The following is a 13,837-nucleotide window of genomic DNA, read 5'->3' as shown; positions in this document are numbered from 1 at the left end:
TCGAATTCGAATCTGCGTGTCAGGTGGTGATGCACCGCTAGCGTCCGTCGTAACCGAGGTTTTGTCTAGGCAGGCCGGCTGGCTCAAAACAAATTCAAATCCAGTGTTGCGTCCGCGCTGCACTCGGAGGCTCTCTATCCCAAAGTGGAACAAGTTAACGAGGTCTTACGCGCCGCACCCTTGATCTCAGGTACAACCGCCGGCTTCAATCCGGGCAATTACAGGGGGGAACTATGGAGGGGGACATGCATGGCTGAGGAAACGGACGTCATCGTCGTCGGGGCGGGACTGTCGGGCCTCGTGGCCGCCACCGAGATTGCCGACGCGGGCAAGCGCGTCATCGTGGTCGACCAGGAAGGCGAGCAGTCGATTGGCGGCCAGGCATTCTGGTCGTTCGGCGGCCTGTTTCTGGTCGATTCGCCGGAGCAGCGCCGGCTCGGCATCAAGGATAGCTTCGACCTCGCCATGCAGGACTGGATCGGCGCCGCCGGCTTCGACCGCGACGACGATTTCTGGCCGCGGCAATGGGCCGAGGCCTATGTCGGCTTCGCGGCCGGCGAGAAGCGCGCCTGGCTGCGGGCGATGGGACACCGCTTCTTTCCCGTGGTCGGCTGGGCCGAGCGCGGCGGTTACGACGCGATGGGTCACGGCAATTCGGTACCGCGCTTTCACGTCACCTGGGGCACCGGGCCCGGCATCGTCGAGCCGTTCGAGCGCCGCGCGCGCGAGGCGATGGGGAGCGGCCGGCTGAGCTTCAGGTTCCGCCACCGCGTCGACGCGCTCTCGATCAGCAACGGCACGGTGGACGGCGTCAGCGGCGCCGTCCTCGCCCCCGATGCTGTCGAGCGCGGCAAGAGCTCATCGCGCCATGTGGTCGGCGAGTTCGCGCTGAAGGCGCAGGCCGTGATCGTGGCCTCCGGTGGCATCGGCGGCAATCACGAACTGGTCCGGCAGAACTGGCCGAAGCGGCTCGGCGATCCCCCGAAATTCATGATCTCCGGCGTGCCCGAGCATGTCGACGGCCGCATGATCGGCATCACCGAGAAATCAGGCGCGCGGCTGATCAACCGCGACCGCATGTGGCATTATGTCGAGGGCATCCAGAACTGGTCGCCGATCTGGCCGCGCCACGGCATCCGCATCCTGCCCGGGCCCTCCTCGATGTGGTTCGACGCCACCGGCACGCGGCTTCCGGCGCCGCTCTTCCCCGGCTCCGACACGCTCGGTCAGCTCAAATACATCATGTCGACCGGCTATGAATATTCCTGGTTCATCCTGACCCAGAGCATCATCAAAAAGGAGTTCGCGCTGTCGGGATCGGAGCAGAACCCGGATCTGACCGGCAAGAGCTGGCGCATGACGATCAAGCGCGCCACCAACAAGGGCGCGCCGGCGCCGGTGGAGGCGTTCAAACGCCATGGTGTCGACTTCATCGTGCGCGACACGCTCGAGGGTCTCGTTGCGGAGATGAACAAGCTCGCCGGCAGCGACCTCCTCAAGCTCGACCATATCAGGACGCAGATCGAGGCGCGCGACCGCGAGATCGCCAATCCTTACGTCAAGGACGCGCAGGTGATGAACATCCACAATGCGCGCCGCTATATCGGCGACAGGCTGATCCGCACCGCCTCCCCGCACCGGATCCTGGATCCCGCGCAGGGGCCGCTGATCGCGGTCAAGCTCAACATCCTCACCCGCAAGACGCTGGGCGGCTTCGAGACCGACCTCGAGTCCCGCGTGTTCGGCGGCGAGGGAAGCGTCATTCCCGGCCTCTATGCGGTCGGCGAAGCCGCCGGCTTCGGCGGCGGCGGCGTGCATGGCTATCGCTCGCTCGAAGGCACCTTCCTCGGCGGCTGCCTGTTCTCGGGCCGCAATGCGGGCCGCTCGGCAGCAAAGGCGGTGGGCTGAACCGCCCCTTGCGTTGCGCCATGCATCGCCCGGCCGAGATGTAAATCTGTCCGGACATGCATGCGCGTTCGGCCACGCATGCGTGCCGGGCAACGCATGCGTGCCGGGGGTGGCAGAGCGCGGGGTGCTGGGCTAGACAGGGCCGCCATTCCAGTGAGGAGATCCCCAATGAGCATCCAGCGTTTCGAAACCGGCCCACGCATGAGCCAGGTCGTCGTGCACGGCAACACCGTCTATCTCGCCGGCGTCGTCGCCAACAAGGCCGCCGGCGAAAGCGTGACGAAGCAGACCCAGGACATCCTGGCGACCATCGACGGTCATCTCGCCAAGGCCGGCACCGACAAGTCGAAGCTGCTGTCGGCCACGATCTACATCACCGACATGAAGACCTTCGGCGAGATGAATGCGGTGTGGGACGCCTGGGTGTCGCCCGGCAACACCCCAGCCCGCGCCACGGTCGAAGCCAAGCTGGCGGCGCCGCAATACACCGTCGAGATCATGGTGACGGCCGCGAAGTAACTTTCGCGAAAACTTCACGCGCGTTGATGACCTTCGAGGTAATCGATCAGCGCGCGTGAATCTTCGATGATGACGGTCAGCCGAACACGGCTTCATCGAAGGAGAGCACCATGACCGATCCCACCACCATCGCCCGCGGCTACATCGAGCTCTGGAACGAGCGCACGGCCGGCCGGCGCCGCGAGCTGCTTGGCGAACACTGGACCAATGATGCGAGCTACGTCGATCCCTTGATGAAGGGCGACGGCCGCGACGGCATCGAGGCCTTGATCGCCGGCGTGCAGCAGCGCTTTCCCGATTTCAAATTCCAGCTGATCGGCGAGCCCAACGGCTTCGGCGACCACATTCGTTTTTCCTGGGGCCTCGGTCCCGACGGCGCCGACAGCCCGATCAAGGGCACTGATTTCGCCGTGCTGCGGGACGGGCGGATCAGAAGCGTGACCGGATTTCTCGATCAGGTCCCGGCCGGAGCGTGAGCGGGCTGGCCTTCGTGGCGCAAGGCCGGGAGAGGAACCGAAACTTGGACTTCACAAGAAGTCGTCATGCCCGGGCTTGTCCCGGGCATCCACGTTCTTTGTGCTGCAGGAAGGGGCGTGGATGGCCGGGACAAGCCCGGCCATGACGATGTGGAGACCAGCGTGCCTCAAATGGACAGCGTATACGCAACCGGTCCTCGTGCAGGCGAGGAGGGCGGCACCCCTCGACGAACGCACGCCTACGGCTTACCTGTCATGCCGTGCCGCCCCGTATCCTCCCAACATCGGCCGAGCCGGCCGCGCTGCTGCCAATCCGCTTCCAGCAATGGTTCGCAGCCCGCGGATGGTCGCCGCGTGCGCATCAATTGGCGCTGCTGGAAAAGGCGCGCGAGGACTGTTCGGCGCTCTTGATTGCGCCGACCGGCGCCGGCAAGACGCTGGCCGGATTTCTGCCGACGCTGGTGGAGCTTTCGACGCAGCCGGTGACGCGTGACGCGGGGACGAAGAAGAACCTCGTCTCCACCGGCCGCGGCGTGCAGCGCAGCGGCGGCCTGCACACCCTCTACATCTCGCCGCTCAAGGCGCTGGCCGTCGACATCGCACGCAATCTGGAGCGGCCGATCGCCGAGATGGGCTTGCCGATCAGGGTCGAGACCCGCACCGGCGATACGCCGGTCTCGCGCCGCCAGCGGCAGCGGCGTTATCCGCCGGACGTGCTGCTGACGACGCCCGAGCAGCTCGCCCTGCTGCTCTCCTCCGACGACGCGCCGTTCCTGTTCTCGTCCCTGAAGCGCATCGTGCTCGACGAACTGCATGCGCTGGTGACGTCCAAGCGCGGCGATCTGCTCTCGCTCGGGCTCGCGCGGCTGTGGCGGTTGGCACCGCAGCTGCGCGCAATCGGCCTGTCGGCGACCGTGGCCGAGCCGGAGCAGCTCGCGCGCTTCCTGGTGCCGCAGCCCGACGGCGAGGAGCGAGCCGCCGACATCGTCGTCGCCGGCGGCGCCGCGCCGCCCGAGGTGGAGATGCTGGACACGCGCGAGCGACTGCCCTGGGCCGGTCACAGCGCGCGCCACGCGCTCCCCGAGATCTACGAGCTGATCAAGGCCAACAAGACCACGCTGGTCTTCGTGAACACGCGCAGCCAGGCCGAGATGCTGTTCCAGAATCTCTGGAGCATGAACGACGACGGCCTCGCCATCGCGCTGCATCACGGCTCGCTCGACGTCGCCCAGCGCCGCAAGGTCGAGGACGCAATGTCGGCAGGAAAGCTGCGCGGCGTGGTCTGCACCTCCTCGCTCGACCTCGGCGTCGACTGGGGCGATGTCGATCTCGTCGTCAATATCGGCGCGCCAAAAGGCTCCTCGCGCCTGATGCAGCGCATCGGCCGCGCCAACCACCGCCTCGACGAGGCCTCGCGCGCGGTGCTGGTGCCGGCCAATCGGTTCGAGGTGCTGGAATGCCGCGTCGCGATCGATGCCATTGCCGAGAACGCGCAGGACACGCCGCCGCTGCGCACCGGCGCGCTGGACGTGCTGGCCCAGCATGTGCTCGGCTGTGCCTGCGGCGAGCCGTTCCTCTCCGACGAGCTTTATGCCGAGGTTCGCACCGCCGCGCCCTACGCCGAGCTGTCGCGGCAGGACTTCGACGACGTCGTCGATTTCGTCGCCTCCGGCGGCTACGCCCTGAAGACCTACGAGCGCTTCGCCCGCATCAAGCAGGACAAGGAGGGGCGCTGGCGCGTCGCCAATCCCAAGGTGCGGCAGAGCTACCGCATGAACGTCGGCACCATCGTCGAGGACGACATGCTGAAGGTGCGGCTGGTGCGCTCGCGCGGCGGCGGGAGCGGATCGACCGGCGTGATTGCCCGCGGCGGCCGGCTGCTCGGCGAGATCGAGGAGGCCTTCATCGAGGGCCTCAGCCCCGGCGACACCTTCGTGTTCTCGGGCGAGGTGGTGCGGTATGAGACCCTGGTCGAGGACCAGGTCTACGTCTCGCGCGCGCATGACAAGGATCCGAAGGTGCCATCTTATATGGGCGGCAAGTTTCCGCTTTCGACCTATCTCGCCGAACGCGTGCGCCGCCTGCTCGACGACAGCCGCGCGTGGGCCGGCTTGCCGGAGCAGGTGCGCGACTGGCTTTCGCTGCAGAAGGACGCCAGCAAAGTGCCTGGGGTGCGCGAGCTGCTGGTCGAATGCTTTCCGCGCGCCAACAAGCATTATCTGGTCTGCTACCCCTTCGAAGGCCGGCTCGCGCACCAGACCCTCGGCATGCTGCTGACGCGGCGGCTGGAGCGCGCCCGCGCGCGGCCGCTCGGCTTCGTCGCCAATGAATACGCCATCGCGGTCTGGGCGCTCGGCGACATGTCCTTCATGATCCGCGACGGCCGCATCGACCTCGATGCGCTATTCGACCCCGATATGCTCGGCGACGATCTCGAAGCCTGGCTCGCCGAGTCAGCCTTGATGAAGCGCACCTTCCGCAATTGCGCGATCATCTCCGGCCTGATCGCGCGCCGCCACACCGGCGAGGAGAAGAGCCGCCGCCAGGTGCTGTTCTCGACCGATCTCGTTTATGACGTGCTGCGCAAGCACCAGGCCGATCACGTCCTGCTGCGTGCCGCGCGCGCCGATGCCGCCACCGGCCTGCTCGATCTGCGCCGCCTCAGCGACATGCTGATGCGTATCCAGGGGCGCATCACGCTCCGGGAACTCGACCATGTCTCGCCGCTCGCCGTTCCCGTGATGCTGGAAATCGGCCGCGAGTCAGTTTATGGCGAAGCTGCAGACGAGCTCCTGGCCGAAGCCGCCGATGAGCTCGTCAAAGAGGCGATGTCGTAGACGACGAGATGAATTTTCGGGGCGCAACTCCATCCACATCGTCATGCCCGGGCTTGACCCGGGCATCCACGTCTTTGTCTCTGCGGCAAGAACGTGGATGGCCGGGACAAGCCCGGCCATGACGGGGGATGTGGTGGTATCGATAACTTCGACGTGGCATGTTGAGGTCGCGGGCATCGCTCTGCACGCCGATCTCTCCGGCGCGCTGTTCTGGGACGAGCAGCGCCTGCTGGTCGTCTCCGACCTGCATCTGGAAAAGGGCTCCAGCTTCGCCACCCGCGGCGTGCTGCTGCCGCCCTACGATACGCTGGCGACGCTGAGCCGTCTCGCTGCCGTCATCGCCCGCCACGATCCCCGAACGGTGATCGCGCTCGGCGACAGTTTTCACGACCGCACGGCGCATGAGCGCTTGTCGGCGGACGATCGCGACGCCGTCGCCGCACTGCAGACCGGCCGCGACTGGATCTGGATCTCCGGCAACCACGATCCGATGCTGCCGCCTGATCTCGGCGGCACCGTCGCCGAGGAGGTCGCGATCGGCCCGATCACCTTCCGCCACGAGCCGACCGGCGCGCACGGCGAGATCGCCGGCCATCTTCATCCCAAGGCGCGCGTCTCGGCGCGCGGCCGCTCCATGGAGCGCCGCTGCTTCGCCTCCGACGGGATGCGCGCGGTGATGCCGGCGTTCGGCGCCTATGCCGGCGGCCTCAGCATCCGCGACGCCGCATTTGCGAAGATCTTCCCGGCCAATGGCTTCGTCGCCCATCTGCTCGGCGACCGCCGCGTCCACGCCATTGCCGCCTCGCGCTGTTCCTGAGACTTTCGCGCAATCTCGGAACAAATTAAGAACACTTTAGCAAGTCTTTGATATATCATTGTGATTCGGTGCATCGCCGGCACAATATCTAGCGTCTGTCAGACTTTGCGAGGACTAGATGTCCACCATCGCCTTCGATCAATTTGCCCTCACCCGGATCGCCGATTTCGCGCGCTCGCTGTCGCGGCTGCATCAGGCGGCGCGGCGCCAGCGCATCGACGACGACCAGTTCGACCGCGAGTTCAACGCGGTGTGCCAGTCGATCTGGGGCTACACCATCGACGACGTCAGCGACGACCTGTTCTCGGCCGAGGATCATCTGTTTCTGGACACGCTGGACGAAGCGCAGGCGCGCATCTTCGCGGCGGAGCAGGGTTACGACCTCGTCGGCGATCAGGGCATGCTGACGGATTGGTGGGGTTTCTGCTGGATGATCCTGGCCGAGAAACGCGGCCTCCTGACGCCGGACAACCGCGCCGCCGCGCGCGCGGCGATCGAGGAGAAATATCTGGCGGCGCCGAACGTGATCGGGGTGATCATCGGGAGATAGTGCCGCAACCTCCGTCATTGCGAGGAGCGCTTGCGACGAAGCAATCCAGAATGTCTCCGCTGAGGGATTCTGGATTGCTTCGCTGCGCTCGCAATGACGGCGTGGTGAGAGCTTGGATCAATCCAGCCCCGCCCGCTTCGCCGGCTTCTGCGCCGTCGTCTTCGGCACCGTCACATCCGGCAGCGGCTCACGCACGATCTCCGCAGCCGGGGCGTCCGCCGATACTGTTTCCGCGCGCACCGGCGCCACTTTCATCTCGCCGAGGCGGGCGCGGACCTGGGCGGTGAGGCCGGGATAGGACGCAACCGGGGTGAAGTCCGCCGTCTGGTCGTTGCCGACGCGGATGCCGGTATAGGCGACGAGGCCGTCGGTGGTGGCGATCACGTCGCCCGCCTTCAGCGAGGAATCCAGCGCCAGATCGACCGGGGCGAGGCCGACCGGCTCGCGGCCGTTGCAGGTGCAGTCGGCGCGCAACGCTTTGCGATAGGCGAACGCGTTCTCGCTGTCGGCGTAGCGCTCGCCGGCCTGCGAATGGGCTCCGTCGATCGAGGAGCCGAAATAAACCTTGGTCGCGCTGGCAGGACAGAACGCCTGACACATCTGCGCCGGTGAGACGAGGCCGCGCATCAGCGGGAAATATTTGCCGTCGCAACTGCGCACGCAGAAGGCCGGGCCGGAGCCGCCGGCGGCCGCCGCGCGGGTCGGCGGCACATATTGCGGCGTTCCGCCGTTCTGTTGCCCGGTGAAGGGATCGACGTAGGAGTTCGCCTGCTGCGGAACTTCGCGCTGCGGCCGCTGCTGCTGCATGCCGCCGAAGAGGAAGTCGAACAGGCCTTCGGCCGAAACCGGAGCGGGAGCCGCAAGCAGCGGCGCCGCAAGGATGGCGGCTGCAAGCATCGCGCGACGCCGCGGGCGCGCATGGGACGGGACTGTACGCAACGCTCACTCCATCCGACGCTACTGAACAGGCCGGGACCGCAAAGGGTCTCAGCACATGATTCACCATAAGGGGGGATGGTAAATGAGCGGTTGAAGTGGGCCTCGTGCCCCGGACGCAGCGCAGCGCCTCTTCAGCGGTGCGCTGCAGAGCCGGGGTCCATGCCGATGGTGAGCAAGCTGGGTCCCGGTTCCGCGTCGCACCGCTACGCGCTGCGCCGCGCCCGGGACACGAGAACTCTAGGCCTTCAAGAATTCCGACGCCTTGTAAAGCGAGCGGAACGGCAGGCCGGCCGCGGCGAAGGTGTCGGTGGCGCCTTCCTCGCGGTCGACCATGGTCAGCACCAGCACCACATTGGCGCCGGTCTCGCGCACGGATTCCACCGCCTTCATCGCCGAGCCGCCGGTCGTGGTGACGTCCTCGACGATCACGACGCGCTTGCCGGCAAGCGTCTCGCCCTTCGGCAGGCCCTCGATCGCGAGCTTGGCGCCGTGCTCCTTCGGCTTCTTGCGGACGAAGAACGCCGCGATCGGATGGCCCTTGATCCAGGAGATCTGCGCCAGCGCACCGGCGAGCGGCACCGCGCCCATCTCGAGGCCGCCGATGAAGTCGAGATTGTCGTCCTTCAGCGCCTCGTAGGTCAGCTCGGCGAGCAGGGTCGCCCCCTCCGGGTCGAGCATGGTCGGCTTGAGGTTGAAGTAGAAATCGCTCTTGCGGCCCGACGCGAGCGTCACCTCGCCGCGGCCGAATGAGCGCCGGCGGATGATTTCGAACAGGCGGGCGCGGGAGGCAGATTTCGACACGGCGGTCCCTCGAACAGCTTTTTGGAGGAGGCGCAATTTATCCGCGACGGGAGCGACATTCCAGAGGGGGCGTCCCTCGTCAACAGGGATCGGCCATCCCCGGCCGCCGGTTGTGGGGGCGCGACCTTCTGGAGTAGTTGAGGGCCCGGATCGGGCGCGACGCCTCTTGGGTAAGGACACGGGAATGACCATCGAGCTGCACACCTGGAACACGCCGAACGGCCGCAAGATCTCGGTCGCGCTGGAGGAGATGGGGCTGCCCTACAAGGTGATCCCGGTGAACATCACCAAGGGCGAGCAGATGGCGCCGGAATTCCTGAAGCTGTCCCCGAACAACAAGATCCCCGCGATCGTCGATCCCGAGGGCCCCGACGGCAAGCCGGTCAGCATCTTCGAATCCGGCGCGATCCTGCTCTATCTCGGTGAAAAGACCGGCAAATTCCTGCCAAAATCGCTCGGGCAGCGGATCCCCGTCTACGAATGGCTGATGTGGCAGATGGGCGGCTTCGGTCCGATGCCGGGCCAGGTGCACCATTTCATCGCGCTCGAGAACGAGCAGGACCGCGCCTACGGCCTGAAGCGCTACATGGCGGAGACGCGCCGGCTCTACGGTGTGCTGGACCGCCGCCTGGACGGGCGCGACTTCGTCGCCGGCGAGCTCTCGATCGCCGATTTTGCCATCCTGGGCTGGGCCTGGCGGCACCCTCGCCACAAGGTTGATCTGGCCGACTTCCCCAACGTCAAGCGCTGGTACGAGGTCCTGATGGCCCGCCCGGCGGTGAAGCGGGGCATGGAGGCGAAGCTGGATTGATTTTGGACGGTGTCATCGCCCGCGAAAGCGGGCGATCCAGTACGCCGCGGCGGTTCGATTCTAGCCGCGCTGCCTCGGCGTACTGGATGCCCCGCCTTCGCGGGGCATGACAACGTGCCTCACACCTTCTTCGCTTCCACCGCCATCCGCACCGCGAGCCCGGCAAGCACGGTGCCCATCAGCCAGCGCTGCACCAGCATCCAGCTCGGGCGGCTTGCCAGGAACAGCGCGATCGAGCCGGCCGCGAGCGCGATCATCGCATTGACGCTGACGCTGATCGCGATCTGGATCGCGCCCAGCATGATCGACTGCGTCAGCACGCTGCCGGCGGCGGGATCGATGAATTGCGGCAGCAGCGCCAGATACAGCATCGCGATCTTCGGATTGAGCAGGTTGGTGACGAAGCCCATCGCGAACAATCTGCGCGGGCTGTCGATCGCGAGCGTCCTGACCTGAAACGGCGATCGTCCGCCCGGCTTCACCGCCTGCCAGGCGAGCCAGAGCAGATAACCCGCGCCGGCAAAGCGCAGCGCATCATAGGCAAAGGGAATGGCGAGCAGCAGCGCGGTGATGCCGAACGCCGCGCACAGCATGTAGAACACGAAGCCGAATGCGACACCGCCGAGCGAGACGATGCCGGCCGCCGGTCCCTGCGTGATCGAGCGCGAGATCAGATAGATCATGTTCGGTCCCGGCGTCAGCACGAGACCTAGGCAGACGAGGGCGAAGCCGAGCAGGGCGGAGGTGTGAGGCATGGCGGGACCGGTGCGGGAGATGCACCGGTTTTAATATGCGAGGCCGTGCCGGACCATCGCGCAATTGCTCGGAGGACAATTCGGTTCCCCGCATGTCACCCCAGCGTCGTCCCCGCGTTCGCGGGGACGACACCGAACGTGTGGCGCCAGCGAGCGCAGGCCGGAGAGGTGAAGATAGCTAGTGCGCCTCGTCCCAATTGTTCGCCGCGCGCGCATCCACGTGCAGCGGCACCGAGAGCAGCACCGCCGGGAACGGCGCGTCCTGCATCACGTGCTGCACGACGGGCAGCGTCGCCTCGACCTCGGCGTCGGGCACCTCGAAGATCAACTCGTCATGCACCTGCAAGAGCATCTGCGCCGACAGCTTCTTCGCGGCGAGCGCGTCCTCCACCCGCGTCATGGCGCGGCGGATGATGTCGGCGGCGGTGCCCTGGAGCCGCGCGTTGATCGCGGCGCGCTCGTTGAAGGCGCGCACCGAGGCGTTGGAGGCCTTGATGTCGGGGTAGTGGCATTTGCGGCCGAACAGCGTGGTGACGTAGCCGTGGCTACGGCAGAAGTCGCGCGTCTCGTCCATGTAGGCGCGGATGCCGGGGAAGCGCTCGAAATACTTCTTGATGTAGGCCGAGGCTTCCTCGCGCGCGATGCCGAGCTGGTTGGCGAGGCCGAACGCCGAGATGCCGTAGATGATGCCGAAATTGATCGCCTTGGCGCGGCGGCGGATCTCGCTCGGCATGCCCTTGATCGGCACGCCGAACATCTCCGACGCCGTCATGGCGTGAATGTCGAGGCCGTCGCGGAACGCCTGCTTCAGCACGGGAATGTCGGCGATCTCGGCGAGCAGCCGCAGCTCGATCTGCGAATAATCCGCCGAGACCAGCTTGTGCCCGGGCGTCGCGACGAAGGCGCGGCGGATCTTGCGGCCGTCCTCGGTACGAACAGGGATGTTCTGCAGGTTCGGCTCGTTCGAGGACAGCCGGCCCGTCGTGGTGGCCGCCAGCGCGTAGGTCGTGTGCACGCGATGGGTCTGCGGATTGACATAGGTCGGCAGCGCGTCGGTGTAGGTCGATTTCAGTTTGGAGACCTGGCGCCACTCCAGAATCTTCTTCGGGAAGTCGTGGCCCTGCTCGGCGAGCTCGTCCAGCACCTGCGCTGTGGTCGACCACGCGCCGGTCTTGGTCTTGGTGCCGCCTGATAGTCCCATCTTGCCGAACAGGATGTCGCCGATCTGCTTGGGGCTGCCGACATTGACCGGCTCGCCCGCGATCTCCTGGATCTCGGCCTCGACGCGCGCGGCGGTCTGGGCAAAGTCGCCGGACAGCCGCGACAGCACCTGGCGGTCGATCGAGATGCCGCGCCGCTCCATGCGCGCGAGCACCGACACCAGCGGCCGCTCCAGCGTCTCGTAGACCGTGGTCATATGCTCGGCGACGAGCCGCGGCTTCAGCACGCGCCAAAGCCGCAAGGCGACGTCGGCGCCTTCGGCCGAGAGCGCGGCGGCCTTGTCGATCGGCACCTGGTCGAAGGTGATCTTGCCCTTGCCGCTGCCGAGCAGCTCGTTCTCCTTCATCATGGCATGACCGAACCAGCGCTCGGACAGCGATTCCAGCGCTTGCGAGCCGCGGCCGGCATCGAGCACGTAGGAGATCAGGAGCGCATCGTCGATGTTGCGCAGGGTGATGCCATGCTGCGCCAGCATCACGGCGCTGAACTTGACGTCGAAGCCGATCTTGAGGATGCCGGCCGATTCCAGCACCGACCGCAGCGCTTCGATCGCATCCGCATGCTTGACCTGGTCGGGCGCGAGGCCCGCGTCGAACAGGCCGGCGCCGCCGCCGGACTGCTTGTGCGCCAGCGGCACGTAGCAGGCATCGTTCGGCGCCAGCGCCAGCGCGATGCCGCAGAGATCCGCCTGCATCGGATCGATGGAATTGGCCTTGATCTCGATCGCGACATGGCCGGCATCGTGGACGCGGGCGATGAAGGCGTTCAGCTCTTTGAGCGTCTTGATCGCCTGGTATTTGCTGCGATCGACCGGAAGCTTGCGCAGCGCCTCCTCACGCGCGGCGGCGAGCGAGATCGGCGCGCCCTTCGGGCTCGCAGCCTTGTCCTCCTTGCTTGCCGACTTGTTGGGGCGGCTCTGTGCGGCTTGCGCCGGTGTGCCGGTCCCCGGTGCGGGTACGACGTCCGAGGACGGCAGCGGCGTGAACACGCTGGCGCCGCTCGAATAGCCGGGGTCGGCATCGACATTGGCGGGATCGATCTGCGCATATTCGGCGACGCGCCGCGTCAGCGTGGTGAATTCCATCGCCTTGAGGAAGGCGATCAGCTTGCGCGCGTCCGGCTCGTGGACGGCGAGATCGTCGAGCGGCACCTCGAGCTCGACCTTGTCGTCGAGCAGCACGAGCTGCCGCGAGATGCGGGCCTTCTCCGCATTCTCGAGCAGCGCCTCGCGGCGCTTGGGCTGCTTGATCTCGCCGGCACGGAACAGCAATTGGTCGAGGTCGCCATATTCGGTGATCAGCTGCGCCGCGGTCTTGACGCCGATGCCGGGCACGCCGGGCACGTTGTCGGTGGAATCGCCGGCCAGCGCCTGTACCTCCACCACCTTGTTCGGGGGCACGCCGAATTTCTCGATCACCTCGGGAATGCCGATGCGGCGGTCCTTCATGGTGTCGTACATGGTGACGCAATCGGTCACGAGCTGCATCAGGTCCTTGTCGGAGGAGACGATGGTCGCGCTGGCGCCGCGCTCGCAGGCCTGCCGCACATAGGTCGCGATGAGATCATCGGCCTCGAAGCCGGTCTGTTCCAGGCAGGGCAGGTCGAAGGCGCGCACCGCCTCGCGGATCAGCGCGAATTGCGGGATCAGGTCGTCAGGCGCCGGCGGCCGGTGCGCCTTGTATTCGGGATAGATCTTGTTGCGGAACGTGATCTCCGACTTGTCGAAGATGATCGCCAGATGCGTCGGCCGGTTGTCCTCGGGCATCTCGCGGAGCAGCTTCCACAGCATGTTGCAGAAGCCGAGCACGGCGTTGACCTGCAGCCCGTCGGACTTGCGGTTCAGCGGCGGCAGCGCGTGGTAGGCGCGGAAGATGTAGGAGGAACCGTCGACCAGGAACACGTGGTCGCCCTTGCCGGCGGCCTTGGCCGCAACCGGCTTGGCAGCAGCTGGCGCAGCGGTCGCCTTGGCAGCAGGCTTGTCGGCGGCTTTCGTGGCGGCGGCCTTGGTGTCAGCCTTGGCTGAGCTCTTCGAGGATGTCTTCGGCGATGTTTTGGGCATGGCCGCAATGTATGAATTTTTGCGGACTTTGACAGCCTCAGACCGTGAGTTTTTGAGGCGTCGCCGCAGCTATCCCCACTGTCATTCCCCGCGAAAGCGGGGCATCCAGTACGGTCGCCCGGTCGAGCCGGGCGACGACAGCGG

11 protein-coding genes are annotated in these 13,837 nt (G+C 66.4%); 7 read left to right on the top strand and 4 right to left on the bottom strand.

All coding sequences use genetic code 11. The annotated features are described in order from the left end of the window. The first annotated feature begins 249 nt into the window (after positions 1-249). From K410_RS0133525 to K410_RS0133500, 6 genes are all read left to right on the top strand, one after another. Positions 250-1,908: an FAD-binding dehydrogenase gene (locus K410_RS0133525; RefSeq protein WP_028138923.1), complete on the top strand. Its 1,659-nt coding sequence runs from the start codon at positions 250-252 to the stop codon at positions 1,906-1,908. A 168-nt stretch (positions 1,909-2,076) separates the two neighbouring features. After that, positions 2,077-2,427 carry a RidA family protein gene (locus K410_RS0133520; protein ID WP_027575148.1) on the top strand — a complete coding sequence of 117 codons (351 nt, stop codon included), beginning with the start codon at positions 2,077-2,079 and terminating at the stop codon, positions 2,425-2,427. 110 nt (positions 2,428-2,537) lie between these two features. Then, positions 2,538-2,903, top strand: a complete 366-nt coding sequence (locus K410_RS0133515; protein ID WP_028138922.1) for a nuclear transport factor 2 family protein — start codon at positions 2,538-2,540, stop codon at positions 2,901-2,903. Positions 2,904-3,163: 260 nt separating this feature from the next. Further along, positions 3,164-5,740 (top strand): ligase-associated DNA damage response DEXH box helicase, encoded by a 2,577-nt coding sequence (locus K410_RS0133510; protein WP_028138921.1) that lies wholly within the window; start codon positions 3,164-3,166, stop codon positions 5,738-5,740. A 118-nt stretch (positions 5,741-5,858) separates the two neighbouring features. After that, positions 5,859-6,557, top strand: coding sequence for a ligase-associated DNA damage response endonuclease PdeM (gene pdeM, locus K410_RS0133505; RefSeq protein ID WP_049820427.1), 699 nt, complete (start codon positions 5,859-5,861; stop codon positions 6,555-6,557). Between the two features lie 118 nt (positions 6,558-6,675). Beyond that, positions 6,676-7,107, top strand: coding sequence for a hypothetical protein (locus tag K410_RS0133500; protein WP_028138919.1), 432 nt, complete (start codon positions 6,676-6,678; stop codon positions 7,105-7,107). A gap of 117 nt (positions 7,108-7,224) precedes the next feature. Here the strand turns inward: K410_RS0133500 and K410_RS0133495 are convergent, their stop codons facing one another. Both K410_RS0133495 and pyrE read right to left on the bottom strand, forming a co-directional pair. Then, complete coding sequence (locus tag K410_RS0133495; protein WP_028138918.1) at positions 7,225-8,004, bottom strand: DUF2865 domain-containing protein; 780 nt, start codon at positions 8,002-8,004, stop codon at positions 7,225-7,227. A 279-nt stretch (positions 8,005-8,283) separates the two neighbouring features. Continuing rightward, positions 8,284-8,847: an orotate phosphoribosyltransferase gene (gene pyrE / locus K410_RS0133490; RefSeq protein ID WP_028138917.1), complete on the bottom strand. Its 564-nt coding sequence runs from the start codon at positions 8,845-8,847 to the stop codon at positions 8,284-8,286. Between the two features lie 184 nt (positions 8,848-9,031). Here pyrE and K410_RS0133485 point away from each other — a divergent pair, with 184 nt between their 5' ends. Next, on the top strand, positions 9,032-9,658 hold the full coding sequence (locus K410_RS0133485; protein WP_028138916.1) for a glutathione S-transferase family protein: 627 nt from the start codon (positions 9,032-9,034) through the stop codon (positions 9,656-9,658). Positions 9,659-9,777: 119 nt separating this feature from the next. Here K410_RS0133485 and K410_RS0133480 read toward each other — a convergent pair whose 3' ends face one another. Continuing rightward, positions 9,778-10,413: a LysE family translocator gene (locus tag K410_RS0133480; RefSeq protein ID WP_028138915.1), complete on the bottom strand. Its 636-nt coding sequence runs from the start codon at positions 10,411-10,413 to the stop codon at positions 9,778-9,780. 178 nt (positions 10,414-10,591) lie between these two features. Further along, on the bottom strand, positions 10,592-13,693 hold the full coding sequence (gene polA, locus K410_RS0133475; RefSeq protein WP_028138914.1) for a DNA polymerase I: 3,102 nt from the start codon (positions 13,691-13,693) through the stop codon (positions 10,592-10,594). Between the last annotated feature and the right edge of the window lie 144 nt (positions 13,694-13,837).

It is taken from the genome of Bradyrhizobium sp. 22 (assembly GCF_000482425.1).
Classification (GTDB): domain Bacteria; phylum Pseudomonadota; class Alphaproteobacteria; order Rhizobiales; family Xanthobacteraceae; genus Bradyrhizobium; species Bradyrhizobium japonicum_B.
The sequence above is the reverse complement of the archived record's forward strand: the minus strand, read 5'-3'. Positions and strand labels throughout refer to the sequence as shown.